This is a genomic window from Bradyrhizobium sp. USDA 4502 (genome assembly GCF_054063355.1).
Genome location: NZ_JBSSGF010000001.1, coordinates 7,867,460 through 7,892,814, shown reverse-complemented (window position 1 = coordinate 7,892,814; position 25,355 = coordinate 7,867,460). Strand labels below are relative to the sequence as shown.

At 65.1% G+C, this 25,355-nt stretch carries 21 protein-coding genes; 10 read left to right on the top strand and 11 right to left on the bottom strand.

Translation table 11 applies throughout. The annotated features are described in order from the left end of the window. Positions 1-17: 17 nt before the first annotated feature. Both ACVW1B_RS36775 and ACVW1B_RS36770 read right to left on the bottom strand, forming a co-directional pair. The gene (locus tag ACVW1B_RS36775; protein ID WP_253605375.1) at positions 18-2,777 is read right to left on the bottom strand and encodes a hybrid sensor histidine kinase/response regulator; all 2,760 of its coding nucleotides are present in this window, start codon (positions 2,775-2,777) and stop codon (positions 18-20) included. Positions 2,778-3,165: 388 nt separating this feature from the next. Then, entirely contained in the window at positions 3,166-4,689 is a 1,524-nt protein-coding gene (locus ACVW1B_RS36770) for a flagellin N-terminal helical domain-containing protein (RefSeq protein ID WP_253605377.1), read from the bottom strand. Between the two features lie 550 nt (positions 4,690-5,239). On the opposite strand from ACVW1B_RS36770, the gene ACVW1B_RS36765 reads away from it, so the two are divergent. The 3 genes from ACVW1B_RS36765 (at position 5,240) to ACVW1B_RS36755 (ending at position 7,263) form a co-directional block, all read left to right on the top strand. Further along, positions 5,240-5,950, top strand: a complete 711-nt coding sequence (locus ACVW1B_RS36765) for a Crp/Fnr family transcriptional regulator (protein ID WP_253605379.1) — start codon at positions 5,240-5,242, stop codon at positions 5,948-5,950. Between the two features lie 189 nt (positions 5,951-6,139). Further along, positions 6,140-6,859: a Crp/Fnr family transcriptional regulator gene (locus ACVW1B_RS36760; protein WP_057020884.1), complete on the top strand. Its 720-nt coding sequence runs from the start codon at positions 6,140-6,142 to the stop codon at positions 6,857-6,859. A 155-nt stretch (positions 6,860-7,014) separates the two neighbouring features. Next, positions 7,015-7,263: a hypothetical protein gene (locus ACVW1B_RS36755; protein ID WP_253605381.1), complete on the top strand. Its 249-nt coding sequence runs from the start codon at positions 7,015-7,017 to the stop codon at positions 7,261-7,263. 117 nt (positions 7,264-7,380) lie between these two features. Here the strand turns inward: ACVW1B_RS36755 and ACVW1B_RS36750 are convergent, their stop codons facing one another. Next, positions 7,381-7,983, bottom strand: coding sequence for a helix-turn-helix domain-containing protein (locus ACVW1B_RS36750; protein WP_253605384.1), 603 nt, complete (start codon positions 7,981-7,983; stop codon positions 7,381-7,383). Between the two features lie 602 nt (positions 7,984-8,585). Here ACVW1B_RS36750 and ACVW1B_RS36745 point away from each other — a divergent pair. Further along, positions 8,586-8,981, top strand: a complete 396-nt coding sequence (locus ACVW1B_RS36745) for a hypothetical protein (RefSeq protein ID WP_253609829.1) — start codon at positions 8,586-8,588, stop codon at positions 8,979-8,981. A gap of 97 nt (positions 8,982-9,078) precedes the next feature. Here ACVW1B_RS36745 and ACVW1B_RS36740 read toward each other — a convergent pair whose 3' ends face one another. Together ACVW1B_RS36740 and ACVW1B_RS36735 are read right to left on the bottom strand one after the other, a co-directional pair. Further along, the gene (locus tag ACVW1B_RS36740) at positions 9,079-9,261 is read right to left on the bottom strand and encodes a hypothetical protein (protein ID WP_092090013.1); all 183 of its coding nucleotides are present in this window, start codon (positions 9,259-9,261) and stop codon (positions 9,079-9,081) included. Between the two features lie 96 nt (positions 9,262-9,357). Next, complete coding sequence (locus ACVW1B_RS36735; RefSeq protein WP_253605387.1) at positions 9,358-10,359, bottom strand: glycoside hydrolase family 3 N-terminal domain-containing protein; 1,002 nt, start codon at positions 10,357-10,359, stop codon at positions 9,358-9,360. 182 nt (positions 10,360-10,541) lie between these two features. Here ACVW1B_RS36735 and ACVW1B_RS36730 point away from each other — a divergent pair, with 182 nt between their 5' ends. After that, on the top strand, positions 10,542-12,587 hold the full coding sequence (locus ACVW1B_RS36730; RefSeq protein WP_253605390.1) for an acetoacetate--CoA ligase: 2,046 nt from the start codon (positions 10,542-10,544) through the stop codon (positions 12,585-12,587). Between the two features lie 38 nt (positions 12,588-12,625). Then, positions 12,626-13,759: a threonine synthase gene (locus tag ACVW1B_RS36725; RefSeq protein WP_253605393.1), complete on the top strand. Its 1,134-nt coding sequence runs from the start codon at positions 12,626-12,628 to the stop codon at positions 13,757-13,759. A gap of 27 nt (positions 13,760-13,786) precedes the next feature. Here ACVW1B_RS36725 and ACVW1B_RS36720 read toward each other — a convergent pair whose 3' ends face one another. Both ACVW1B_RS36720 and ACVW1B_RS36715 read right to left on the bottom strand, forming a co-directional pair. Then, the gene (locus tag ACVW1B_RS36720) at positions 13,787-14,980 is read right to left on the bottom strand and encodes a methyl acetate hydrolase AcmB (RefSeq protein WP_253605396.1); all 1,194 of its coding nucleotides are present in this window, start codon (positions 14,978-14,980) and stop codon (positions 13,787-13,789) included. A 130-nt stretch (positions 14,981-15,110) separates the two neighbouring features. Continuing rightward, entirely contained in the window at positions 15,111-16,751 is a 1,641-nt protein-coding gene (locus ACVW1B_RS36715) for a flavin-containing monooxygenase (RefSeq protein ID WP_456822821.1), read from the bottom strand. A gap of 303 nt (positions 16,752-17,054) precedes the next feature. Between ACVW1B_RS36715 and ACVW1B_RS36710 the strand changes: the two genes are divergently transcribed. After that, on the top strand, positions 17,055-17,957 hold the full coding sequence (locus ACVW1B_RS36710) for a helix-turn-helix transcriptional regulator (RefSeq protein ID WP_253605401.1): 903 nt from the start codon (positions 17,055-17,057) through the stop codon (positions 17,955-17,957). Between the two features lie 19 nt (positions 17,958-17,976). Here the strand turns inward: ACVW1B_RS36710 and ACVW1B_RS36705 are convergent, their stop codons facing one another. Next, positions 17,977-19,011, bottom strand: a complete 1,035-nt coding sequence (locus ACVW1B_RS36705; protein ID WP_253605403.1) for an aldo/keto reductase — start codon at positions 19,009-19,011, stop codon at positions 17,977-17,979. Between the two features lie 22 nt (positions 19,012-19,033). Next, complete coding sequence (locus ACVW1B_RS36700; RefSeq protein WP_253605405.1) at positions 19,034-20,215, bottom strand: MFS transporter; 1,182 nt, start codon at positions 20,213-20,215, stop codon at positions 19,034-19,036. A gap of 100 nt (positions 20,216-20,315) precedes the next feature. Here ACVW1B_RS36700 and ACVW1B_RS36695 point away from each other — a divergent pair, with 100 nt between their 5' ends. Then, a complete protein-coding gene (locus ACVW1B_RS36695) occupies positions 20,316-21,272 on the top strand; it encodes a LysR family transcriptional regulator (protein WP_253605407.1) in 957 nt (318 codons plus the stop codon). Between the two features lie 7 nt (positions 21,273-21,279). After that, positions 21,280-21,768, top strand: a complete 489-nt coding sequence (locus tag ACVW1B_RS36690) for an SRPBCC family protein (RefSeq protein ID WP_456822820.1) — start codon at positions 21,280-21,282, stop codon at positions 21,766-21,768. A gap of 6 nt (positions 21,769-21,774) precedes the next feature. Here ACVW1B_RS36690 and ACVW1B_RS36685 read toward each other — a convergent pair whose 3' ends face one another. Both ACVW1B_RS36685 and ACVW1B_RS36680 read right to left on the bottom strand, forming a co-directional pair. After that, a complete protein-coding gene (locus ACVW1B_RS36685; protein WP_456822819.1) occupies positions 21,775-22,308 on the bottom strand; it encodes a class I SAM-dependent methyltransferase in 534 nt (177 codons plus the stop codon). A 23-nt stretch (positions 22,309-22,331) separates the two neighbouring features. After that, positions 22,332-22,526: a hypothetical protein gene (locus tag ACVW1B_RS36680; protein WP_456822818.1), complete on the bottom strand. Its 195-nt coding sequence runs from the start codon at positions 22,524-22,526 to the stop codon at positions 22,332-22,334. Positions 22,527-22,866: 340 nt separating this feature from the next. On the opposite strand from ACVW1B_RS36680, the gene ACVW1B_RS36675 reads away from it, so the two are divergent. Continuing rightward, complete coding sequence (locus ACVW1B_RS36675; RefSeq protein ID WP_456822817.1) at positions 22,867-25,242, top strand: glucose/quinate/shikimate family membrane-bound PQQ-dependent dehydrogenase; 2,376 nt, start codon at positions 22,867-22,869, stop codon at positions 25,240-25,242. Positions 25,243-25,355: the final 113 nt, after the last annotated feature.

The window sequence follows — 25,355 nt, the reverse complement described above, 5'->3', positions numbered from 1 at the left end:
GATCATGCTCTCTTCCCTCAAGCCGCCCGGCGCAGTTCGGCGGTCTGCTCTTTCAGCGCCGCGATCAGCCCGGGACGGTCAAACTTGGCGACATAGTCGTGGAAGCCGGCCTGCCGGCCGCGCTCGATCGCCGCCGGCGACACCATCGCCGACAGCGCGATGATCGGCAGCCCGATCAGATTGTGGTCGCTTCGGATGTTCTCGGCGAACTCAAAGCCGTTCATCTCGGGCATCTCGATGTCGGTCAGCACGACGTCGAAGCTCTGTCCCGAACGCAGCGCCGCGAGCCCTTCCTGCGCGCCGCCCGCGGTCCTGACCTTGTAGCCGGCGGCTTTGAGCACCGGCGCCAGCATGTTGCGGAAGAACGCACTGTCATCGACCAGCAGCACCGACTGCGCCGAGGTCGACGGGCGCATCTCCTTGCGCGAGAACCAGTCGGCGAACGCCATCGGCAGGAAGTGGCCGACGTCGATCACCTCGGTGGCCTGCCCCTTGATCACGGCCGAACCCAAAATGCCGTCCTGCGAACCCGCGACCTCGATGTTGAGCCGCTCCTCGACGATGTCGATGATCTCGTCGACCACGAGCCCCATCGAGCGGCCGTCGTCGGCGAACACCAGGATCGGCTGCGAGCCCTGCGACTGCACCTCGACCCCGGCCATCTGCACCAGCGGCATCAGCTGCTCGCGGTACTGCACCATGTAGCGGCCGTTCGAGAGTTCGATCTTGTCGGTTGCGATCTCCTCCAGCCGGGTGACGAGGCCGAGCGGCACCGCCTTGGGCTGCGAGGAGCCGGCGCGGAACACCAACAGCGAGGTCAGCTGCTCGCCGCTTGCGGCGTGGGCGTTCGCATTGTCGTCGGCGAGGTCATGGGCCGAGGAGCCGGACGCGCCGAGGGCTTTTGCGATCCCGTTGGGGTCGATGATCATGATCACGGCGCCATCGCCCAAGATGGTGTTGCCGGAGAACATGTCGATGTGCCGCAGCTTGGTCGACATCGGCTTGACCACGATCTCCTCGGTGTGGAACACGCCGTCGACCACGATGCCGAAGGTCTGGCTGCCCACCTGAGTGACCACGATGAAACCATTCTCGGCATCCGTAGTCGTCGCGCCGTCGTCGATCTTCAAGAGCTTCTTGAGGTGGATCAGCGGCAGCAGCTTGTTGCGCAGGCGCAAGACCGCGGTGTCCTTGATCCGCTCGATGCGGTGCTCGGAGTTGGCGCGGGCCCGCACCAGCTCGACGACAGACAATTGGGGAATCGCAAAGCGGTCGCCGCCGGCTTCCACGATCAAAGCGGAGACGATCGCCAAGGTCAGCGGGATCTTGATGGTGACCGAGGCGCCCTCGCCGGCCACGCTCTTGATGTCGATGGTGCCGCCGATCTGGTCGATATTGGTGCGCACCACGTCCATGCCGACGCCGCGGCCGGACACCGAGGTGACTTGGGCGGCGGTCGAGAAGCCCGGCGCGAAGATGAACTTGTGGATCTGGGCCTCGGTCATCTTCTCGAGTTCGGCCTCGGTGACGAGACCGTTCTGGAGCGCCTTGGCCTTGATCCGCTCGGTGTTGAGCCCGCGGCCATTGTCGGCGATGCAGATGATGATGTGGCCGCCTTCGTGGTAGGCGGAGAGGCGAATGGTGCCCTGTTCCGGCTTGCCGGCTGCGAGGCGCTCGGCGGTGGTCTCCAGCCCGTGATCGGCGGAGTTGCGCACCATGTGCGTCAGCGGATCCTTGATCAGGTCGAGCACCTGGCGGTCGAGCTCGGTGTCGGCGCCGTGCATCTCGAGCTCGATCTGCTTGCCGAGTTCGCCGGAGAGGTCGCGGACGATGCGCGGCAGCTTCTGCCAGGCATTGCCGATCGGCTGCATGCGCGTCTTCATGACGCCTTCCTGCAGCTCGGCGGTGACGTTGGAGAGCCGCTGCAGCGGCACCTTGAACTCGGTGTCCTCGTTGCGGCGGGAGATCTCCAGCAGCTGGTTGCGGGTCAGGACCAGCTCGGAGACCATGGTCATGAGGTGTTCGAGGGTGTCGACATTGACCCGGATCGACTGGTTGGCGATCTTGTCGCCTTCCTGGACCTCCTCACCGGCGGCCTTGCGGGCCGGCTTCTTCACAGCCTCAGCCGGCTCGGCGGCGGCGGCAGCAGGTGCAGGCTTCACGGCCGGCGCCGGTGCGGCGACTTCGGTCTCGGTCTCGCGGAAGGCGCGCTCGAGCTCGTCGAGCGAGACCTCGCCCGGACGCAGCGGACGCTCCAGCGTCTGCACCACCAGCGTGCCTTCGGTCATCGCCGCCTGCACCGACGGAGCTTCGACGACCGGCACGTCTTCTTCAGCAGCAACCGGCATCGACTGCGTCGAGCCTGACGATATCGACTGCGTCGAATCGGACATCGCCGCCATGCCGTGCTCGACCATCGCTTCCAGCTGATCGATCAGATCGCGGTCGTTGCCCTCGGGCTCGGCCTCGGTCGCCTCGAGCCCGCCGAGGATCTCCTTGATGCGGTCGATCGAGGACAGGATCAGCGTCACGGCTTCCGCCTTCACCGGCATGCCGTCGCGGAATTTGCCCATCAAGGTCTCGCCGGCATGCGCCAGCGCCTCGAGCCGCGGCAGCCCGAGGAAGCCGCAGGTGCCCTTGATGGTGTGCACAAGCCGGAAGATGTTATCCAGGATCTTCGCGTTGTTCGGATCCTGCTCGAACTGCACCAGCTGGTTGTCGACCGTATCCAGGCTCTCGCTGCTCTCCGTCAGGAACTCGCGCAACAGATCGTCCATGAATAGGTCCCCTCAAGGTGCTACGGAGCGCTCGCCTTGCATCGATAACTTGGCCGGCTTCACGGCGACGTTAATTTTGCCGTCCGTGCAAATACGGACGATGAAGCCCTTCTGCAGTTCGACGACGCATCACGACAACACGGCCGGTCTCACAAGGACAGGCCTTACCACCCGGACGGGAAAGAGCCCGTTCCATCGGTCATCGCAATTTGAACTAATTGGAATTGAGGACCGCTAAGTCTAGCAAAACGTTCGCGACATGACGACCGCCTGCATCCGAACGCGATCGCTCATTGGTTGAACCCGGCGGGATGGCTAAGCGCAGCCAAAGAAAAGGCGGCGGAGTTTCCTCCGCCGCCTCGATAGTCGATGCCTGTCGCGGCTACGCTTAGCGGAGCAGCTGCAGCACGCTCTGCTGCGACTGGTTGGCCAGCGCCAGCGCGGACACCGCGATCGACTGGCGGGTCGACAGCGCCTGGCTGTTGGCCGCTTCCTCGTTGGTGTCTGCCAGCGTCAGGTTGGACGAGCCGGTCTGCAGCACGTTGATCAGGTTCTTCGAGAAGTCCTGGCGGATCTGCACGATCGACAGGTTCGAACCAAGGGTCGAAGCCTGGGTGCGCAGCAGGCCGCTCGCGCTGTTCAGCGTCTTCAGCGTGGCGTTGGCCGAAGCGTTGTCCACGAAGTCCGTGCCGGCGGTCAGCTTGGTGAGGTTGAGGCCGGTGGCGTCGAAGGTGACGCCCTGGATCTTCAGCGTCGAGGAACCCGTCTCGTTGAAGGTCAGCTTGAGCTGATCGCCATTGAGCAGGTTGATGCCGTTGTACGACGCGTCCTGGGCGGTCGTGGTGATCTGGTCCAGGATGTTGTTGTACTGGTTGACCAGGTTGGCGCGGTTCGCCAGCGCAGTCGGGTCCTGCACCGGAGCGCTGCCCGCGAGGCCGTTGAACAGCTTGCCGGCGCCGGCCGCCGTGCCGCCGATCGTGCCGATGGTCGCCGAAGCGGCATCGTTGGTGGTGCTGATGGTGAGCGCACCGGCCGCGCTGAGCGAGGCCTGCAGGTTGTTGGCCGCCAGCGCAGCGTTCAGGTCGTTGAGGGACTTCACCTTGCCGGCACCGGTGCCGAAGGTGATGTTGGTCGCGGTGCCGTTGCCGGTCGCGCCGATGGTCAGCGTGAGCGTGTCCAGCGGGCTCGCGCCAGCCGTGCCGTTCGCGGTTGCCGTCGCACCGGCCGGGAGGCCGAGCTGCGTCGCGTCGCCCGAGCTGAACGTACCGACCGTGAGCGAGTCCGCGGCGCCGGCGGTGTTGGTGCTGGTCAGGACCAGCTTGCCGGTGCCGTCGATCGAGGCGGCGACCTTGGCGCTGGCGCCGACCTGCGTGTTGATGGCGTCGCGAACCTGGGTGGCGGAGTAGTTCGTGCCCGAGTTCAAGGTCACAGTCTGGCTGTTGATCTGGAACGTCAGATTCGCGCCGGCCGCGGTGAGGTCGATGCCGGTATAGGCGGCGGTGCTGGTGAGGGTTGCGTTGGTCGGGGTCGCGGTGCCGAGCAGGTTGTCGGCGGTCGCGCCGGGGATCGCGGCGGTCGTCACCGACGACTTCGCGGAATAGCCGACCGCGGCCTGCAGGGCCTGGTTGGCGACCGACTTGGCGCTGTCGACGAGCTTCTGCAGCGAGGTGATGCCGGTGTTGGCGGCCTGCAGCACCTGCACGCCGTTGCCGATGCCGTCCAGCAGGTTGTTGATGTCGCTGGCGCGGTTGTCGAGCGACTGCGCCGTGAAGAAGTTAGTCGGATTGTCGAGCGCAGTGTTGACCTTCTTGCCGGTGGACAAGCGGTTCTGCGTGGTGGCGAGCAGGTCAGCGGTCGACTGCAGCGAAAGCAGGTTTTGACGGACCGATGCCGAAAGAACGATGCCGGACATACTGGATACCCTTCTGGATGAACACGATTGACGCGACGCCGTAAATTTCGCACGGCGACCCACGTCACACTGGTCCGTCCGCGCTACCCGTTCGTTAAAGGGCTGGTCCGTACAAATACCCAGGACGGCCTTGCCGGTGATTCGACGAGCGGCCGGCGCGATGGCTGGCCGCGGCAGCGCGCGGTCGGCGCCGGACCGACGTCATGGCCGTGAATTTCCTGCGCATGTGCAGGACTTGCGACATCCCGGCGCGGCGGGCCCGGCGCGGCGATAGCCGGCGTTGCAAGTCACCACGATGCAAAGTCCGGCGAGGAACAGAGTTAATGGAAATCAATAAATGAGAGACAAAGTCGCGCTCGGATCTCGCGCCGCGCGGATCGACGTCGATCACCGGTGCCGGCGGCGGCCACGCCGTCTGCCCTCCAGAGGGTATAGTTTCAACACCACAACCCTTGTGCAATTGGACAGGCAAGCTATGTTCGCAGTCCTTCCACACGCCAAGAGTAGGTGATGCGAGACCGTAGTGCTCCCGCCCTCGGCAGGAGCAGCAATGTCCGCGGTATCGCGTCCGCCCAATCGTCTGTTGCAAGCACTTCCCCCCACGGAGTACGCGCAACTTCATCCCCTCCTGGAAACCGTCGACCTGACCAAGGAAACGGCGCTCGCCGATGCCGGCGCGCCGGTGCAGCGGGTTTATTTTCCGCATAGCGGCGTGGTCTCGATGATGATCAATCTGTCCGACGGGCAATCTGTCGAGATTGCAACCGTCGGTCGCGACGGCGCCGTGGGCGCGTCCGCCGCCCTGCACGAGCGGCCGCTGCTTGCCGATGCGATTGTCGTGGTGCCAGGCTCAGCCTCGATGATGCGGGCGGAGGATTTCCGCGAGGCAGCAAATCGCAGCGCGGATTTCCGGACCCTGGTTGCGCTCTATGAGCAGGCGCTGATGGCGCAGACGCAGCAATCCGTCGCCTGCAACGTTTCGCATCCGGTGGAGGCACGGCTGTCACGATGGCTGCTGCGCGCACGCGATCTGTGCGGCAGCGAGGCGTTGCCGCTCACCCAGGAGATGCTGGCGCAGATGATCGGCGTCCGGCGCAATGCGGTTTCGATTGTCGCACATGGGTTTCAGCAGGCCGGCATCCTGCGTTACAGCCGCGGTCATATCGAGATCACCGATATCGACGGGCTGCGGAAGGCGGCGTGTGAATGCTATACGACGGTCAAGGCGCACGCCGAACAATTGATCGGGCCGGAAGACTGACCGGCGCGCCGCCCAGCCCCAACTGTGACCGACCACACAACCCGAATGTGCGGCGATAGGTCTATTCCTATTGGAACCAAGACATGTTTCCATTGGAACCCTGACGTGCCAGAATAGGTTGCAAGGACGTCCAGCCGCACGTCAGCCCTGGGCCCAGAGACAAGCTTTGCCGGCAGGCTGGAGGTTGCTTTGGAAACGGTTCCTCGATCACCCAACGGCTTCCTGGCGTCGCTCTCGGCGAGCGATTTCGAATTGATTCGGCCGCATCTGCGGACGGTCGACCTCGCGGCCGACTCGGTCCTGGTCGAGACCGACGAGATGCTCAAGCGGACATACATGCCGCACAAGGGCGTGATCTCGCTGGTGGTCAAGCTGGCAAGAGGCGAGCGCGTGCAGGTCGCGATGGTCGGCCGCGACAGCATCTATGGCGCATTCGCCCCGCTCGTCGAAGGGCCTGTCCTCAACAACGCCACGGTGCTGGTGCCCGGCGTCGCCTCGACTGTGGAACTCGAGCCGTTGCGCGCAGCTGCCGGCCAGAGCCCGACGCTTCGCGCGAGGTTGATCCGGCACGGGCTCGCCGTCTATGCCCAGATCCAGCAAACCGCCGGCTGCAACGCCGCGCACACCGTGGAGTCACGGCTGGCACGATGCCTGCTGCACACGCGCGATCTCTCCGGCAGCAACAAGATCGTCCTGACGCAGGAGGCGATGGCGCAGATGATCGGCGCGCGCCGCAACAGCGTGTCGCTGGTCGCGCATACCCTGCAACAGGCCAATTTCATCCACTACAGCCGCGGGCACATCGAGATCACCAACGCGGATGGGCTGATCAAGACCGCGTGCGAATGCTACGCCGCGGTCAAGGCGCAATATGCCGGACTGCTGAATTGTCAGGAAGTCGGCCGCTAGAGTTCTTTATCTTGCCGAGTTGTCGTCGCGCGAACCGGCACCCGCTTCGCTCAAAAGCGCTCTGACCGCTGTGCAAGCCGTACTTCTACGGCGTGCGATCTTCATCGTCGGATAACGCTGTTTCCTCACATTCACGTGGACGCACGGGGGAGCCGATGTTCACGTTCCAGACGACCGACCGGAAGGAAGCCCGGCGCTTCCGCATGGCCCAGTTCAACGGCCGGACCGCCACCATACGGTCGGCCGACGCCACCGTTACGGGACGCGTGCGCGCGATCGTCGAAAGCAAGTCTGGCGCGACGGCGGCGTGGGTGGTCACGATCGTTCCGGATGAACCGAAAACATCCGCGCCGGCCGCTCGGCTCGCGCCGCGCCTGTGCTTCGCCGCGGAAGACGATTTCTGAGAACCGGGTTCTAACGAACCGAACACCGCTCAGAGCGTTCCGATGGAATCAGAATGCGGCCCTGGATTTCAGTTTTGACGCGTCTTCTTTACGCGAACCACTTCGCTTGAAAACGCCCTATGCTGAATGCAGCAAGGCCTTGCGGACGAGATCGGCGGTGTTGCGCGCGCCGAGCTTGCGCATCGCCTCGGCGCGATGGCTCTCGAACGTGCGCGGGCTGATGTTCATCCGCAGCGCGCCCTGCTTGTTGGAATAGCCGTCGCTGATCAGGCTGAGGACTTCACGCTCGCGCTTGGTCAACGGCTTGCGGCCGGCTTCCGGCGCGAACATGACATCCGGCGACCGGGAGCCTGCCGGCTTGTCGTCGCCCGGCGGCTTGAGGTCGGCGGGCGGGACGGCATTGGGATAGAGGTCGGAAATCTGCTTCAGCATCGCGGACACGCGCTCGGTCTGCTCGAGCGCGTTCTCGATCACCTGCCGCAGATAGACGCCATTGCCGGGCGCGTGCGCGAATTGCTGACTGTGCTGCTTGAGCTCGTTCATATAGAGCAGCAGCGCCGTCACCGGCCCATTGAACTGCCGGACGATCGCGGCACCGGCGTCCGCCCGCGGCCGCGGCGCTGCGGGTCCCTGAGCCTCAAGCGGCTGCGGCTCGAGCGTCGCGGTTCCACCCGTCCATGCCGGAAGGCGCGCCTCGGCTCGGTTGTCATGTTGCGTCATAAGTATGGTTTACCAAAGGTGAACTTGTGGCCGCGTTAACACGGGACTCCGTAGAACTACGGGTGACGCAACTGTGACCTCGGGCCCCGACCTGCCAAGCAGGCGCAGATTACCGCTGATTTGGCAACGAATCTCGCATATTTGAGTCGAATTACAGTATTCTTACGGGACGGATGGGCGAGGCTGCCACCGGCGGGATTCTCCGCCAGGCATCGACCTTCAACGGTTCGGCCAGCCATTTCCGGCCCCCTGGTTCCGGATTGAAAAAGGTCGGAATTCGCGGCCCGACATCGCCTCAGGGGCGCCGGAGCCGAAGGAATTTCTGCAGGAACCGCCCCGAAAGAACGAACCTGAACCACCAATACGCCATTCGCCGGGTCGTCATCGATCATCCCTCTGGGCATCGGGATGGCCTCGGCATACCGCACGCGGGCGCGCGCACCTATGAGACGGTTCACATCAACCGAGAAGCGTCGGGCAGGCACCGGATCAGGCGAATGTCAATTTACAGCCCCGGCAGGCGTCGCGATGATCGCCGCCTCTCGATCAGCAATAAGGGCGCGGGCATGAAGCGAGGGCGGAACGGATTCTGGATTTCCTTGATGACGATTGCGGCGCTCGCCGCGGCACTGCTGCTTGGCGCAGGCGCGCAGGCCCAGACCCCGCCGACCAGCGATGCAACGCCGACGCCCGACACCGCGGTCATGCTCACCATCTTCTTCAAGCATGATCAGTCACGACCGCTCGGTGAGCTCAATGCCCAGCTTGAGCGGCAGGGCTTCTACAAGGCGTTTCCGCCCGAGGGTGTCGAGGTCGTCAGCTGGTACGTGATGATGGGGATCGGCCAGGTGGTGACGCTGCGGCTGCCGGCATCGCGGCTGCGCGAGGTCAACCGCGTCATCGAGAACAGCGCCTGGGGCGCCTACCACACCGAGTTCTACCCGACCTATGACTACAAGGCGGTCGGGATCGGCAATCATGAAAAAGCAAAGCAGTAGCCGGTCGCATCGAGACCGATGTCGGGAGTCACGGCCGCGCGCCGGAGTTGCCGGTTTTGGCCGAAGACCGGGCTAGCGATTGGATCCGATCCACCGCCTATGCGTGGGCCCGCGAGCGCTGGCTCAATCGCTTTGCCAGCGTCCGCAAATCCTCGGCGCGCCCGCTGCAAAGCAGGCGGCTGAATTCGTCAGGATCGATGGAGGCAGGCGGAAAATCGGCTGGGTTGCGTGCGACACGGCGTAGCCAGGTCAATCGGAAGAGACGCTTGAGCATCTTCATGGTTGTCAGCCCCGATGAGCGTCATTGTTAAATCGCGGCAATGAAATTTGGTTCCACACCTTGTGGTCGCCCGACGCAAAATTTGGTTCAACGCCGTCAGGCGAACAGCGCCTTGCGCTTTTGCACGCGCGCAATGGATCGCCGCACCGCGGCCTGATCGAGTGATCCATCCTGCACCGCACCCGCGACCGCCGCGGCGATGCCGGCCATCTCCTGCTCCTGGTCGAACAGATTGTTGCCGATGCAGATCATGTCCATGCCGGCGGCGATCGACTGCAGGCTGGCCGCGCTTGTGCCGAGCGCCTTCTGCAGCCCCTGCATCTGCATGTCGTCGGTGATCAGCAGCGTCTCGGGCAGACGACGGCGAAGCCGGCCGAGCCCGGCCGATGACAATGTCATCGGACGCTGCGCGTCCCACTGCCGGACAATGGCGTGGCTGACCAGCACCGCATCGCCATAGGTGCGCGGCGCCAGCGCGTAGAACAGCTCCTCCTGCTCGGGACGCAGCGCATCGGAAATGTCCATGAACTCCAGGTGCGAATCGACGCTTGCACCGCCGATGCCCGGAAAATGCTTCAGGCAGAGGCCTACTCCCGCCTGCCGCGCCGCAGCGTCGACCAGCCGGGCATTGGCCTCGACCTCACCGATATCGGGCGAATAGGACCGCTTGATCCTGCCGATGTTGGGATTGTCGGGATTGTAGTCGACGTCGATGACGGGCGCGAAATTGTAGCGGATGCCGAGCCGGCGCAACTCGCCGTAGCTTGCGGCCAGGACCGTCTGCTTTTCCGCGCGCGCGAGCAGATTGAACTGCTTCGCGCTCGGCAGCGGCTGAAAACCGCAGCTGTCCTTGAGCCGGCGCACCAGGCCGCCCTCCTGGTCGATGAAGACCAGCGGCCGCGACGGCAGCGCCGCGATCTCGGCGCAAAGCGATTGCACCTGCGCGGGCGAAGCGATGTTGTTGTCGTACTGCCGGGTCTGGCAGGAATAGTCGAACAGGATCACCCCGCCGAGCCCGAATTGCGCGGCAAATTCCTTCAGCCAAGGCGGAACGACCTTGCCGTAGAAGCCGAGGATGAAGAGTTCGCCGACGGACATGGCCACTCGATTCGGTTGCCGCATGGAATCAGCCGCGCCCGATGGAATAGCATGCTGCGGCGGCGGTAAGAATATGACGCAGGCAGCAGTTCGACTGCGTTCCCCGTGCTCGCATCACTATGTTAAGACACGCCGGCGGGCCTCGATCGCCTGCCACGACACAAGGACTTTCGGAAACGCCCATGACAGCAGCTTACGTCCCGCAAATGGCCCTTTACCGCCAATGGCTGAAGCAGACGCGCGGCCTTGAATTTGCGGATTTCGAGGCGATGCGGCGTTGGTCGGTCACCGATATCGACGGCTTCTGGCAGAGCGTCTGGGATTATTTCGACCTGCGCTCGCCGACGCCGCATTCGGCGGTGCTGGCCGAGCGCAAGATGCCGGGCGCGGTGTGGTTTCCCGGCGCTGCGGTGAACTACGCGCGCCAGGTCTTCCGCCATGTCGCGCCGGCGCATGCCGCGGGACTGCCGGCCTTGATCTCGAGCGGCGAGGACGGCAAGCTCTCGGAGACGAGCTGGCCCGAGCTGCAGCGCAAATCGGCAGCGCTGGCGCTGCATCTGAAGGCCAACGGCGTGCGCGCCGGCGACCGGGTCGCCGCCTACTTGCCGAACATTCCCGAGACGATCATCGCGTTCCTCGCGACCGCGAGCCTGGGCGCGGTCTGGAGCGTCTGCGCGCCCGACATGGCGGCGCCCGCGGTGATCGATCGCTTCAAGCAGATCGAGCCGAAGGTGCTGATCGCCTGCGACGCCGTGACCTATGCCGGCCGGCGCCACGACCGGCAAGGTGTGATCGAGGAATTGCGGCGCGCGCTGCCGACCGTGCAGCATGTCATCCTGCACAGCGACGCCGCGCCGTCCGAGACGCGATTGTCAGCGATCCTCGCGGGCCGGAGCGCGGCGATCGACGCCTTCGAGCCGGAATGGCTGCCGTTCGATCATCCGCTCTGGATCGTCTATTCCTCGGGCACCACCGGCTTGCCGAAGCCGATCCTGCACAGCCATGGCGGCATCATCGTGGTGGCGCTGCCGCTCTCGACGCTGCACAACGACATCGGTTGCAGCTATCAGCCAAACTCGTTCGGCGAACGTTTTCACTGGTACTCTTCGACCGGCTGGATCATGTGGAATTGCCAGGCCAACGGCCTGCTCAACGGCACGACCTGCTGCATCTTCGATGGCAGTCCCGGCGGCACCAAGGACAAGCCGGACTGGACAACGCTGTGGCGCTTCGTCGCCGACGCCAAGGCGACCTTCTTCGGCGCAGGCGCGGCGTTCTTTGCCAATTGCACCAAGGCGGAAATCGATCTCGCTGCCGTCGGCGACCTCTCGGGCCTGCGCACGCTCGGCTCGACCGGCTCGCCGCTCAGCGCCGACACCCAGGCCTGGTTCAACGAGCGCTTCGCCGCGCTTGCGAAGCAGAACGGCAACGCCGCGCAGGTCGATATGTGGTGGGCCAATATTTCCGGCGGCACCGACTTCGCCGGCGCCTTCATCGGCGGCAATCGCGAATTGCCGCAGACGCCGGGCATCATGCAATGCCGCCTGCTCGGCTGCGCGGTGGAAGCGTTCGACGAGCAGGGCCGCGCGGTGATCGACGAGGTCGGCGAGCTCGTCTGCACCGAGCCGCTGCCCTCGATGCCGCTGCGCTTCTGGAACGATCCCGGCAACGCGCGCTACCTTTCCAGCTATTTCGAGACCTACCCCGACAATTTCGACGGAAGTGGCCGCGGCCCGGTGTGGCGGCATGGCGACTGGCTCAAGATCAACCCCGACGGCTCCTGCGTGATCTATGGCCGCAGCGACGCCACCATCAACCGCCATGGCTTGCGGATGGGCACCAGCGAGCTCTATTCCGCGATCGAGGCGCTGCCGGAGGTGCTGGATTCGATGGTCGTCGACCTCGAATATCTCGGCCGCGACAGCTACATGCCGCTGTTCGTGGTGCTGCGCGAGGGCATCGCGCTCGATGCCGCGATGAAGGCGAAGATCAACAAGGCGGTCGAGGCCGGGCTGTCGCGCCGCTTCCTGCCCAACGACATCTTCGTGGTGGCGGAGATTCCGCGCACGCTGTCCGGCAAGAAGCAGGAGCTGCCGGTCAAGAAGCTGCTGCTCGGCCACCCCGTCGAGAAGGTCATCAATCGCGATGCGATGGCCAATCCAGGATGCCTCGACTGGTATCTCGATTTTGCAAAGAGTTATCTGAGCAGGCAGGCCGGCGCGGCGTAACGGCCGCTGAATGCCACTCGCGTTTGGGATTTCACGACATGCCTTCACCCAGCTACATCGACCCGCTCAACGGAAAGCTCTATCCGCTGGATAATCCGCGCTGGTGCTCCGACGAAGGCAAGCCGCTCCTGATAACGCCGCTGCCGGGCATCTCCCGCGACGACATCGATCGCGCGACGCGGTCGCTGTGGCGCTACCGCGCGGCGCTGCCGGTCGAAATCGGGCAGCCGATCACGATGGGCGAAGGCTGCACGCCTGCCGTCGAGAAGGCGTGGGATGAGCTGCGGCCGCATTTCAAGCTCGAATGGTTCAATCCGACCGCAAGCTTCAAGGATCGCGGCACCACGGTGATGCTGTCGTTCCTGCGACAGCTTGGCGTCGATGCGGTGCTGGAGGACTCTTCCGGCAATGGTGGCGCGTCGGTCTCTGCCTATGGCGCGGCGGGCGGGATGCGGGTCAGAATCCTCGCGCCGGCGACGACGTCGCCGATGAAGGTGGCCCAGATGCACGCCTTCGGCGCCGAGGTGCAGCTGGTCGAAGGCCCGCGCGAGGAATCCGAGGCGGAAGCGATCCGCCAGTCGAAGCAGATCTTCTACTCCAGCCACAACTGGCAACCGTTCTTCCTGCAGGGCACCAAGTCGCTGGCCTACGAGATCTGGGAAGATTTCGGCTTCACCGCGCCGGACAACGTCATCATGCCGGTCGGCGCCGGCAGCAGCCTGCTCGGCTGCTATATCGGCTTCAAGGAACTGCTGGCGGCCGGGCAGATCGCGCGCCTGCCGCGCCTGTTCGCGGCACAGCCGCTCAACTGCTCGCCGGTCGATGCCAGCTTCGCCGCCGGCGTCGACACGCCGGTCGATCGCGCGGTCCGCAAGACCATCGCGGAAGGCACCGCGATCAAGCATCCGCTGCGGCTGAAGCAGATGATCGCGGCGCTGAACGAGAGCGGCGGCGGCACCGTCGCAATTCCCGAAGACGGCATCGTCGCCGCGTTGAAGCGGCTGGCGCAGACCGGCCTGTTCGTCGAGCCGACCTCGGCCTCGGCCGCCGCCGCGCTCGATGTCCTGAAGGCGCGCGGCGCGATCCGGCCGGCGGAGCGCACCGTCGTCATCATCAGCGGCACCGGGATCAAGGCAGCGGGGCTGATCACGGAGCTGCTCGGAGCGAGCTAGCCTTTAGCGCGCTCCGATTGGCTGTCCCTATCCCGCCTTGCGCAGCCTCAGGGACTCGTAGAACGCGGTCTCGAAATTGATGTAGCCGATGAAGGACGTCGGATCGCCAAACGGCAGGATCTGCGTCGCCCAGTATCCGCCAAAACCGTTCTGCCGATCGATCCAGTAGAACAAATTGGCGAGACCGGCCCAGCCGAGCGCACCGGCGGGGCGGCCGGTCGGAGCCTGCTCGTCATTGATCATGAAGCTCAACGCCCAGGACTTCGACTGACCGGGGAAGAACTCGGCGTCGTTGGCGAGCGAGGTGATCACGCCGGTGATCGCGGTGACCTTGTTGTTGCCGAGATGATTCTTCTCCGCCATCCGCACGGTCTCCGCCTTCAGGACACGCCCGTGCTCGCCGGCGCCGTCGTTCAGCCACATCCGGATGAAGCGCATGTAGTCGCCGATGGTCCCGTAAAGCCCGTGGCCACCCATGTGGATTTCGGGATTGGCCGGCAGCTCGAAATCCATCGGCGTGAGCGAGCCGTCGGCGTTGCGGGCGTGGATGCCGGCGAGCTTGCGGCGCATCGCGTCGGTGAGCTCGAACGTCGTGTCCATGATCCCGAGCGGCTCGAAGATCCGCGTCCTGAAGACCTCGCCGAGCCGGCGGCCGGTGATGGCCTCGACGATCTGGCCGCACCAGTCCATGTTGGTGCCGTACTCCCAGCGCTCGCCCGGATCGAACAGCAGCGGCGTCATCAGCGAAGCCTTGGACGCCGTGATGACGCTGGGCTGCCCCTTCTCCTGCGCCAGCCGGTTATAGGTGTGATTGATGAAGTCGTAGCTCAGACCCGCGCTGTGGACCATCAGCATGCGGGTGGTGATGTCGCGCTTCGGCGGACGCAGCCGCGGCTCGCCCTTGTCGTCAAAACCCTCGATCACCTGGAGCTTGCCGATGTCGGGCGCGTAGGTCCTGGCGGGTGCGTCGAGATCGAGCTTGCCTTCCTCGACGAGCTGCAAGACGGCCGTCCCGGTGATCGCCTTGGTGGTCGAGAAGATCGCGAACACGCTATCGGCCGTCATATCGGCGGGCTGGTCGAGACGGCGCTTGCCGGCGGCACCTTCGTAGATGTTGCGATGGCGGTCGGTCACCATCGCAACGACGCCGGGAACGCGCGGGTTTGAAGTCACGACGCCGTCGAGAATCGCATCTGCTGCTGCACTGAAATTCGTGCTCATTGTCTTCCTCCTGTGTTTTGTGATGCCCGGATGGAGCGGAGCGAAATCCGGGACCAGCGACGCCGGGCGGCACAAGCCCCCGGATTACGCTTCGCTCCATCCGGGCTACGAGGTCCGAATGCGGTCGGCCCTACTGCGTGGCGAAACCGCTATAGCCGCTCGCGGCGACCTCGTCGCATTTCTGGCGATAGGTGCCGACACCGCCGCAATAGGACAGCACCCGGCGCGGCTTGCCCTCGACATTCGAGCCCAGGTACCAGGAGTTGGTCTTCGCGATCAGCGTTGCGTTGGCGGTCTCATCGTGATGCGCCACCCACTGATCCTCAGTATCCCTGGTCGGCTCGATGACGTTCAGGTTCTTGCCGCGCAAATATCTGATACAATCGGCAATCCACTCCACCTGCTGCTGCAGGCAGGTGGTCATGTTGCAGAGTGCGGCCGAGGGCGCGAGCGGCACCGCTGTTGTGAACAGGTTCGGATAGCCATGGACCTGCAACCCCATCGTGGTACGGATGTCCCTGCCCCAATCGTCCTTCAGCGATCGCCCGTCGCGGCCGCGGATATCGATCCGCGTCAACGCTCCCGTTCCGGCGTCGAAGCCGGTCGCCAGGATGATGACGTCGAACTCGTGCACCGTGCCGTCGGCGGTCTGGATACCCTCAGGCGTGATGCGGGCGATCGGATTGTTCTTCACGCTGACGATCTCGACATTGGGCCGGTGGAAAGCCTCGAGGCAATTGCTCTCCAGCGGCACGCGGTGCGTGCCAAAGCCGTAGTCAGCGGGAATCAGCTGTTCGCACAGCTTGGGGTCCTTGATCCGCTCGCGCATCCTCTCGCGCACGAATTCGGTGATCTCGGCATTGACGGCTTCGTCGAAGAACAGTTCGGCGAAGGACGAGACCCACAGCTTCAGGGATCCGTCGTTCCAGCAGTCCTCGATCACCTCGCGGCGCTGCTGCGGCGTCAGGTCGGCCCAGGCGTGCTCGAAGTCGAATTCGAAGCCGGTGAACGTTTTCGGCAGCCGCTCGGTGAGGAACTTGAACTTAGACTTGTAGGCCTCGGCATCCGACGCATCCCATTTCGGATTCTTCATCGGGATGATGTATTGCGGGGTGCGGATGAACACCTTGAGGTGGCCGACCTCACCGGCGATCGACTGGATCACCTGGATTCCGGTCGCGCCATTGCCGACCACGCCGACGCGTTTGCCGGCAAGCTCGATCGGCCCCTTGGGCCAGCGCGCGGTGTGGAACAGCTTGCCCTTGAACGTCTCCTGTCCCGGGAAGGACACGTGCGGGGCCGAGAGCATGCCGCAGCAGGTGACGAGGAACTGGGTATCGATCACGTCGCCCTGGTCGGTCGCGACCAGCCAGCGTTGCGTCGCCTCATCGAAATGCGCGCTCTTCACCGTGGTGCCGAACTGGATGTCCTTCCTGAGATCGAGGCGGTCGGCGACGTAGTTCAGCCAGCGCTCGATTTCCGGCTGGCCCGGGAATCGCTCGCTCCAGCTCCAGCCTTTGTAAAGCTCCTCGGAGAACAGGTACTGATAGGTGTGGCCTTCTGAATCGAAGCGTGCTCCGGGATAGCGGTTCCAGTACCAGGTGCCGCCGACACCAGACCCGGCGTCGATCGCCTTCACACTCAATCCCTGCTCACGCAGGCGGAACAATTGATAGAGACCGGCGACGCCGGCGCCGACGACCACGGCGTCGAGCTTGGTGGTTGCATGCGCACCATTGCTTCCATTCGACCTTGTGACGGTCTCGGTCATGATTTCCTCCTGTGTCTGGCTTCTCGCACGCACCTTCCCATCCGCGGTGTCGCCGGATGATGGTGCGTTGCGTCAATTTGGGTCTCGACCGCTCGCGCTGTCGCCGAAACGCAGAGCAGGCTACGGGCCGTTCGGCCGCGCGGCTTGGACGAAACCGACAATCTCTGGAACGCCGCCGTTCAATTGCCCGACCGGCCATTGGTCTCCTTGGCAAATGGCGAAAGCGGCCTATTCTGCGCTCAGCCGTCCGGCCAAGAACAAGCGGTCAACCGCGCCACGAATCCCAGGGAGGAGGCTCGCGCGATGGGCCAGTTGATCACGGTCGAGGAGCTGCCGCGCTACGCTCCCGGCGAGCTGAAGCTGGATAGCGCCTCAGTCGGGAGGAACGATTTCCGGCTGCGCATCTTCCGCTATGCGCCGTCCGACATCTGGGTCCCGCCATCGGAGAACTTCCTCCTCGTGCTCTATCGCGACGGCACGACGTCGATGAACCGCCGTGTCACCGGCGCATGGAAGCAGGATCACGTCGGTCGCGGCGTCACGTCACTCCTGACCCGCGCAGAGCCGTCAAGCTGGCACTGGAAGAATGACATCGAGGTCACGCACTTCTATATCTCCCCCGCCCTCATGATGAAGACGGCGAGCGATGCCTTCGACCGCGACGCCGAGGCGATCGAGCTGCACGATCTGCTCAAGGCCGAAGATCCGATGCTGACCTGGATCAACGACCAGATGGTTCAGGAGGTTGCCTCGGGAGGTCCGGGCGGACGCCTCTGTTATGACGCGCTGGCGCTGCAGGCGAGCGTGCATATTCTGCGGAAATATGCGGCGATCGAGTTCAAGATGCCCTGCGCGCAAGGACGCTTTCGCCCGGCGCATGCCCGGCTGATCGAGGACTATATCGAGCAGAACATCTTCCGGAACATCACGCTGGAGGAGCTCGCGAACATCTGCAATTGCACGCCGGTCCAGTTCGCCCGCAAATTCCGCGTGCATTACGGCATGCGGCCGCATGCCTATGTCCTGCGGCGCAAGGTGGAGCATGCGTGCCAGCATCTGCGCAAGGACCGCGTCGCACTGAAGGAGATCGCGCTGCTCGCCGGCTTTGCCGATCAAAGCCACCTCAATCGCGTGTTCCGGCAGCACATGAACGTCACGCCGGCGGAATATCGCCGGCAGGTCTGCGAGCACTCCGTCCAGGCGTGAGACCGGGCCAGCGACGGACTCACACTGGCGGCGGATTGAGGCGCGCGAAGCCTTCCTGGATCCGGTAGGGATAGTACGGATAGGCCGGCATCACCGCGCTCGCGCGATCGAGACGCGCGATCTGGTCCGCCGAGAGCGACCATCCGACCGCGCCGAGATTGTCGCGCAACTGCGCCTCATCGCGGGCGCCAATGATTACGGACGACACGCTCGGCCGCGCCAACAGCCAGGCAATCGCGATCTGCGGCACGCTGCGGCCGGTCTCCGTGGCTACCACGTCCAGCGCGTCGACGATCGCGTAAAGCTTCTCGTCGTCGACCGGCGGCCCGAACTGCGCGGTCTCGTGCAGGCGGCTGTTGGTCGGCAATGGCTGCCCGCGCCTGATCTTGCCGGTGAGACGGCCCCAGCCGAGCGGGCTCCAGACCAGCGCGCCGACGCCCTGGTCGAGCGCAAGCGGCATCAGCTCGGATTCATAGTCGCGGCCGACCAGCGAATAATAGACCTGGTGCGCCACATAGCGCGGCCAGCCGTGCCGCTCGGCGACACCGAGCGATTTCATCAGATGCCAGCCGGAGAAATTCGAGGCGCCGACATAGTGCAGCTTGCCGGCACGCACCAGCGCGTCGAGCGTCGACAGCACCTCGTCGACCGGCGTGAAGGCATCGAAGGCATGAAGCTGCAGCAGGTCGATATAGTCGGTGCCGAGCCGGCGCAGCGCGGCGTCGACCGCGGCGACCAGGCGATACCGCGACGTACCGGCATCGAGCGGGCCGTCGCCCATCGGCAGGCCGGTCTTGGTCGAGATCAACACCTTGTCGCGGCGGCCCTTGATCGCGGCGCCGAGGATCTCCTCCGACGCGCCGTTCGAATAGACATCGGCGGTGTCGAACAAATTGACGCCGGCCTCGAGGCAGATGTCGATCAACCGTCGCGCCTCGCTGGCGTCGCTGCGGCCCCAGGCCGAGAACAGCGGCCCCTGGCCACCGAAGGTGCCGGTGCCGAAGCTGAGCACCGGGACTTTCAGGCCGGACGCACCGAGATTGCGGTATTCCATGGTCATGCTCCCTTGATCCGATTCATTCCGCCGGGCACTGCGCGGCGAGCGCGATCGGCCGATCGAGGCGCAGGCTCCACAGCGCAAGCAACAGGCCGATTGCAGTGATGACGGCGGCTACCAGCGGCAGCGCGCCGAGGCCGAGGCCGCGATCAATGGTGACGCCGCCGGCCCAGGCGCCGAGCGCGTTGCCCAAATTGAACGCCGCGATATTCAGGCTCGAGGCCAGCGTCCGCCCTTCGACGCCGGCGGCTTCGAGCACGCGGAGCTGCAGCGGCGCGACGGTCGCGAACGCGGCGATGCCGAGAATGAACAGCAGCACGACCGCCAGTGCCTTGATCGAGACGACCGCCGTCAGCGCGACGAGCACGGCGGCGAGGCCGCCGAGCGATGCCAGCAGCGCCCGCGCCAGTCCCTTGTCGGCGAGCCGTCCGCCGGCGACGTTGCCGATCGCAAGGCCGGCACCGAACACCAGCAGGATCGGCGACACCGCGGCGTCGGAGAATCCGGTGATCCGCGTCAGGATCGGCTGCACATAGGTGAAGACCGCGAACAGCCCGCCGAAGCCGAACACCGTCATCGCAAGTCCGAGCAGCACCTGCGGGCGGCCGAGCACGCCGAGCTCCTCGCGCAGCGGCGCAGGCTTGTCGTTGGCGCCGACATGGCCGGGGACCAGCACCGCCAGCACGATGAACGCAATCACGCCGATCGCGGCCACCGCCCAGAACGCCGCGCGCCAGCCGAGCATCAGGCCGAACCAGGCGCCGAAGGGGACGCCGAGCAGGGTCGCGACCGTGAGCCCGATGAACATCGTGGCGATCGCCGATGCGCGCTTGTCTTCCGGGACGAGGCTTGTCGCCACCACGGAGCCGACGCCGAAGAATGTGCCGTGCGCCAGCGAGGTGAGAATGCGTGCCGCCATCAAAAGCCCGTAGCTCGGCGCCAGCGCACACGCCGCATTGCCGAGCGTGAAGATCGCCATCAGCGCCAGCAATACCGCCTTGCGCGGCATCCGCCGTGTTGCAAGCGTCAGGATCGGCGCGCCGACGAACACGCCGAGCGCATAGCCGGAGATCAGCAAGCCTGCCGCGGATACGGATACCTGCATGTCGGCGGCGACCTGCAGCAGCAGTCCCATGATGAGGAATTCGGTGGTGCCGATGCCAAAGGCACCGGCGGTCAAGGCAAGGACTGCAGCAGGCATGTGTCGCTCCGGACAAAAGGATTCCGCAAAGCGAGATAGCGGTCCGGGCGGGGAAGGATTAGAATGGCCGCAATCCAATCATTTGTGACTTGAATTCAATATGGCCCGCACAGATACCAACCGCTCCGGCGAGATGGACGTATTCGTTCGCGTCGTCGATCTCGGCGGCTTCACGGCTGCCGCGAACAGCCTGCGCCAGACACCGTCCGGCGTCAGCAAGCTGGTCTCGCGGCTCGAGACCCGGCTCGGCACGCGGCTCGTCAACCGCACCACGCGCAAGCTGCAGCTCACCGAGGAAGGCCAGGCGTTCTACCAGCGCGCCCAGCGCATCCTCGCCGATATCGACGAGGCCGAACGCGAGGCCGCCTCATGCGTGCCCCGCGGCCATCTCACCGTGAACAGCAACATCCCGTTCGGCATGCTGCATGTGATGCCGCTGCTGCCGCGCTTCATGCGCGAACATCCCGACATCACGCTCGACATCGTGCTGACCGACACGCTGGTCGATCTGATGCAGGCGCGCGCGGACGTCGCGATCCGGGTCGGTCCGCTCGGCGCCTCGCGGCTGATCGCACGCAAGCTTGGCACCAGCCGCATGGTGGTGGCCGCCGCGCCGTCCTACCTCGCCCGCTTCGGCACGCCGAAGACGCCGGCCGACCTCGCCGCCCATCGCGGCATCGGCTGGACCTTTCCGCGCAGCATCCGCGGCTGGCCGTTCCGCCGCGCTGAACGGATCGAGGAAGCGCTGCCGCCGCCGGTCGCCCGCGTCAGCGACGGCGAAGCCGCGCGTCAGCTCACGCTTGGCGGTGTCGGGCTCGGCCGGCTGGCGCTGTTCCACATCGGCCCCGATATCGAGGCCGGGCACCTGGTGCCGGTGCTGCAAAACCTCAATCCCGGCGACCGCGAGGACATCCACGCGGTCTACGTCGGCCACGCCGGCCCGCTGCCGGCGCGGGTCCGCGCCTTCATCGATTTTCTCGCGCAGCACATCCGCATCGGCGATCCCTCGCTGCGGCGCGGCGCCGATGGAAAATGGAAAGTCGTGGGCGACAAGTGAGCATTCAATGACGCACGAGCCCCCGGCCTTCCTGTCCGTCACCGAAACGATCCGCATCGCCGCGGAGCCAACGCATGTGTGGGACGCGATCATGGACCCCAAAGCGGGCGAGAGATGGCGCAACTCGCATTTCAGGACCGATTGGCGGATCGGCACGCCGGTCGACATCGAGGCGGAGATCGGCGCAAAGCGCTATCGCGACAAGGGCCGCGTCCTGCATGTCGAGCCGCCGATGCGGCTCGAATACTCCTATTGGTCGCAGGTCTCCGGCCTGCCGGATGTTCCGCAATCCTATGCGACGATCACGATGGCGCTTGTGCCTGACGGCGGCGATACGGTGCTGACCGTCACCCAGCAGGCGCCGCCGTCGCCGATCCGCCGCGGAAGCGGCTGGGAAATCGGGCCCGACTCAGGCGCCAAACACGTTGCCTTTTACTGGCGCATGACGCTGCCGCGCCTGAAGCAGGCGGTCGAGCAAGGACGCGCCGCGCAATAGCGCGGTCTAGGCCCGCGTCAGCAGGAAGAGCTGCGTGACATAGGGGAACACCACTTCGTCGGCGTCGCCGAGACCGGCCTCACGCAGGATATTGTCGGTTTTGTCGCGAAGAGCCGCCTTCTCCGCATGGGGCAAATTGGCGACATAGCTCGTCGATGCGATGCGCTCGAAGACGTCCTGTCGCTTCATCCGGTGCGGATGGTCCTGCACGATTTCCCTCTCAAGCACGAAGCGCGGGTCCTTCAGGATCCAGCGCCAGCGTCCGGTCCGCTGCCGGGGCGTGTCGCCCGCATAGCCCTCGATCATGACGGACAACGCGTCGACCCACGGCGTGCGGTCATCCCTGTTGTTCCAGACCAGCGCAAGCGTCCCGCCGGGACGCAGCAGTCGCGCGATCTCGGCGACCGACGGCTCGTTGTCGAACCAGTGGAACGCCTGGGCGCAGGTGACGAGGTCGACGCTGCCGGTATCAAGATTGATCGCATCGGCGCGCGTGTTGATGACCTCCACCCCGGCTTCCCTGGCCAGCCTGGCCGACATCTCGGCGACGGGCTCGACCGCGATCAGGCGCGCAGCCGCGGGGGCAAATGCTGCAGCAGCAGGCGGGTGAACTTGCCGGTTCCGGCACCAAGGTCGACGACGCAGCGCGCGGCCGCAAGCGGCAGCGCGGCGACGATCTCCGCAGGGTAGCTCGGCCGGCCCGCCTCGTAGGCGGCGACCGCGACACGATAATTCTCGGCAGTGGGGTTCAGTGTCATTGTTGCTTCTCCTGCGCGCCAACCATCCGCGGTGCGATCCGCGGAACGGTATAGAGCAGCGCCTGCACAGGACTGGAAGAGCGCGTCGATTCAAAATTCGCTGAAGATCTCTCACCTTTGCGTCAGCCCCGCAGCTCCACTGCTCCCCGTTGAAGATGCGCGCATTTTGAATGATTTGCTTCGGCGGGTTTCGCATAGCAACCTTACGCGCTTGTGGCATATCAACATCGCAGTTCCAGGTTGCAAGTTGCGGTTGGCTGAACGACAGTCCGCGATGGCGGACGCGGTCTGTCGCGCTTGTGCGGGACAAGCCCGATCCCTCCCCCGCACCGGAGCGACCATGCAGCGATCCAGGGCAGTCTTCATCACGGCTATCGTCTACGCCCTGATCGGCCTGGTCCTCGCGGGCGGGGGCATTTGGCTCGCCGCACTAGGTGGATCGCCCTTCTACATTGTCCTCGGCGTCGGCATTCTCGCCACGGCTGCGCTGTTGCTGGCGCGGCGCCATCAGGCGCTCTGGCTGTTTGCGATCGTGCTGCTCGGCACGCTGGCGTGGGCCGTCTATGAGGTGCGGTTCGACTGGTGGCCGCTCGCGGCGCGTGGCGACATCATCTTCCCCATGGCGCTTTGGCTGCTTACGCCGGTGATCGTCCGTGCCCTGACACGAAGCGGGCCGGTGCCTTACATGCGCGCGACGGCGCCACTCTGGATCGGCGTCGTCGCTGCTGCGGCGGTGCTCATCGCCGGGCTGCTGTCCAGCTATCACGACATCAACGGCACGATTGCCGAGTCCGGCTCTGCCGTGCCGCAAAGCGAAGCCGACCCGCAGCCGGACGGCGACTGGCGCGCCTATGGACGTACGCAGTTCGGACAGCGCTATTCGCCGCTGAAGCAGATCACGCCTGACAATGTCGGCAACCTCAAGGTCGCCTGGACCTTCCGCACCGGCGACGTGAAGACACCAGAGGATTCCGGGGAGACCACCTTCGAGGTCACCCCGATCAAGGTGCGCGATACGCTCTATCTCTGCTCGCAGCACCAGGTGCTGTTTGCGCTCGACGCCAAGACCGGCACGGAGCGCTGGCGCTACGACCCCAAGCTCGTGCACAACAAGACGTTCCAGCACATGACTTGCCGCGGCGTCTCCTATCACGAAACCGCGCAGGGCGCCGTCGACTCTGGCGGCAATCCGGCGCCGGCCGAATGCCCGCGGCGGATCTTCCTGCCCGTCAATGACGGCCGCATGATCGCGCTCGATGCCGACAGCGGCAAGCTCTGCGATGGTTTCGCCGATCACGGCATCCTCGATCTGCAGCAAGGCATGGGGATCAAGACCGCCGGCTTCTTCGAGCCGACGTCGCCGCCGGTCGTCAGCGACAAGATCCTGGTCGTGGCCGCCGCGGTGATCGACAATTATGCGGTCGAGGTGCCGTCGGGCGTGATCCGCGGCTTCGATGTCTATACCGGCAGGCTGGTCTGGGCCTGGGATTCCGGCGCGGCGGACGAGAACGCATTGCCGTCGCCGACGCGTCATTACACCAACGGGTCACCGAATTCCTGGATCACCGCCTCGTTCGATCCGAAATTGAATCTGGTCTACATCCCGACCGGCAACAACGGACCTGACATCTGGGGCGGCAATCGCGATGCGCTGGTCGAGCGCTATTCCAGCGCCATCGTCGCGCTTGACGTCAACACCGGCAAGCGCGCCTGGTCGTACCAGACCGTGCATCATGATCTCTGGGACATGGACGTTCCCTCGCAACCGAGCCTGGTCGATGTGACGACGGCCAAGGGCGTCGTTCCCGCGCTGATCCAGCCGACCAAGGTGGGCAACATCTTCGTGCTCGACCGCAGGACCGGCGAGCTGATCGTGCCGGCGCCGGAACGCGCGGTGCCGCAAGGGCCCGCGCCCGGCGACCGCTCCGCAGCGACGCAGCCGTTTTCCGAACTGACCTTCCGCCCGGAGGCGAAGCTGACCGGCGCCGACATGTGGGGCGGCACGATCTTCGACCAGTTGCTGTGCCGGATCATGTTCCACCGCTTGCGCTACGAAGGCACCTTCACGCCGCCGTCGTTGCAGGGCACGCTGGTCTTCCCGGGCAATCTCGGCATGTTCGAATGGGGCGGCATCGCGGTCGATCCGGTCAGGCAGATCGCCATCGCCAATCCGATGTCGCTGCCGTTCGCCTCCAGGCTCATTCCTCGCGGTCCGCTCAATCCTCCGGCGCCGACAGCCGAGAAACCGGTCGGCAGCGAGGTCGGGGTGCAGCCGATGTACGGCACGCCGTTCGGCGTCGGTATCTCGAGCTTCCTCTCGCCGCTCTCCGTGCCGTGCTACCGGCCGCCATGGGGCTCGATGGCCGCGATCGATCTGAAGACGATGAAGATCGTCTGGCAGCATCCCAACGGCACGATCCGGGACACCACGCCGCTGCCGCTTCCATTCAAGATGGGCGTGCCGATGCTGGGCGGGCCGATCACCACCGCCGGCGGCGTTGCGTTCTACACCGGGACCTATGAGTACACGATCCGGGCCTACGATGTCCGCAACGGCAAGGTGCTCTGGGAGGATCGACTGCCGGCCGGCGCCCAATCGACGCCGATGAGCTACGAGGCTGGCGGCAAGCAATACGTCGTCACCGCGGCCGGCGGCCACGGCTCGTTCGGCACCAAACGCGGCGACTACGTCATCGCCTACGCGTTGAAGGATTGAGCCGCGTCATTGAGGCCGTCATCTTCCTTCCCCCTGAAAGGGGGAAGGTCGGGATGGGGGTCAGCCGCAGGCAATGCTCTCTGCGGAGGGCGCGGATCCCCACCCGCTTTGCT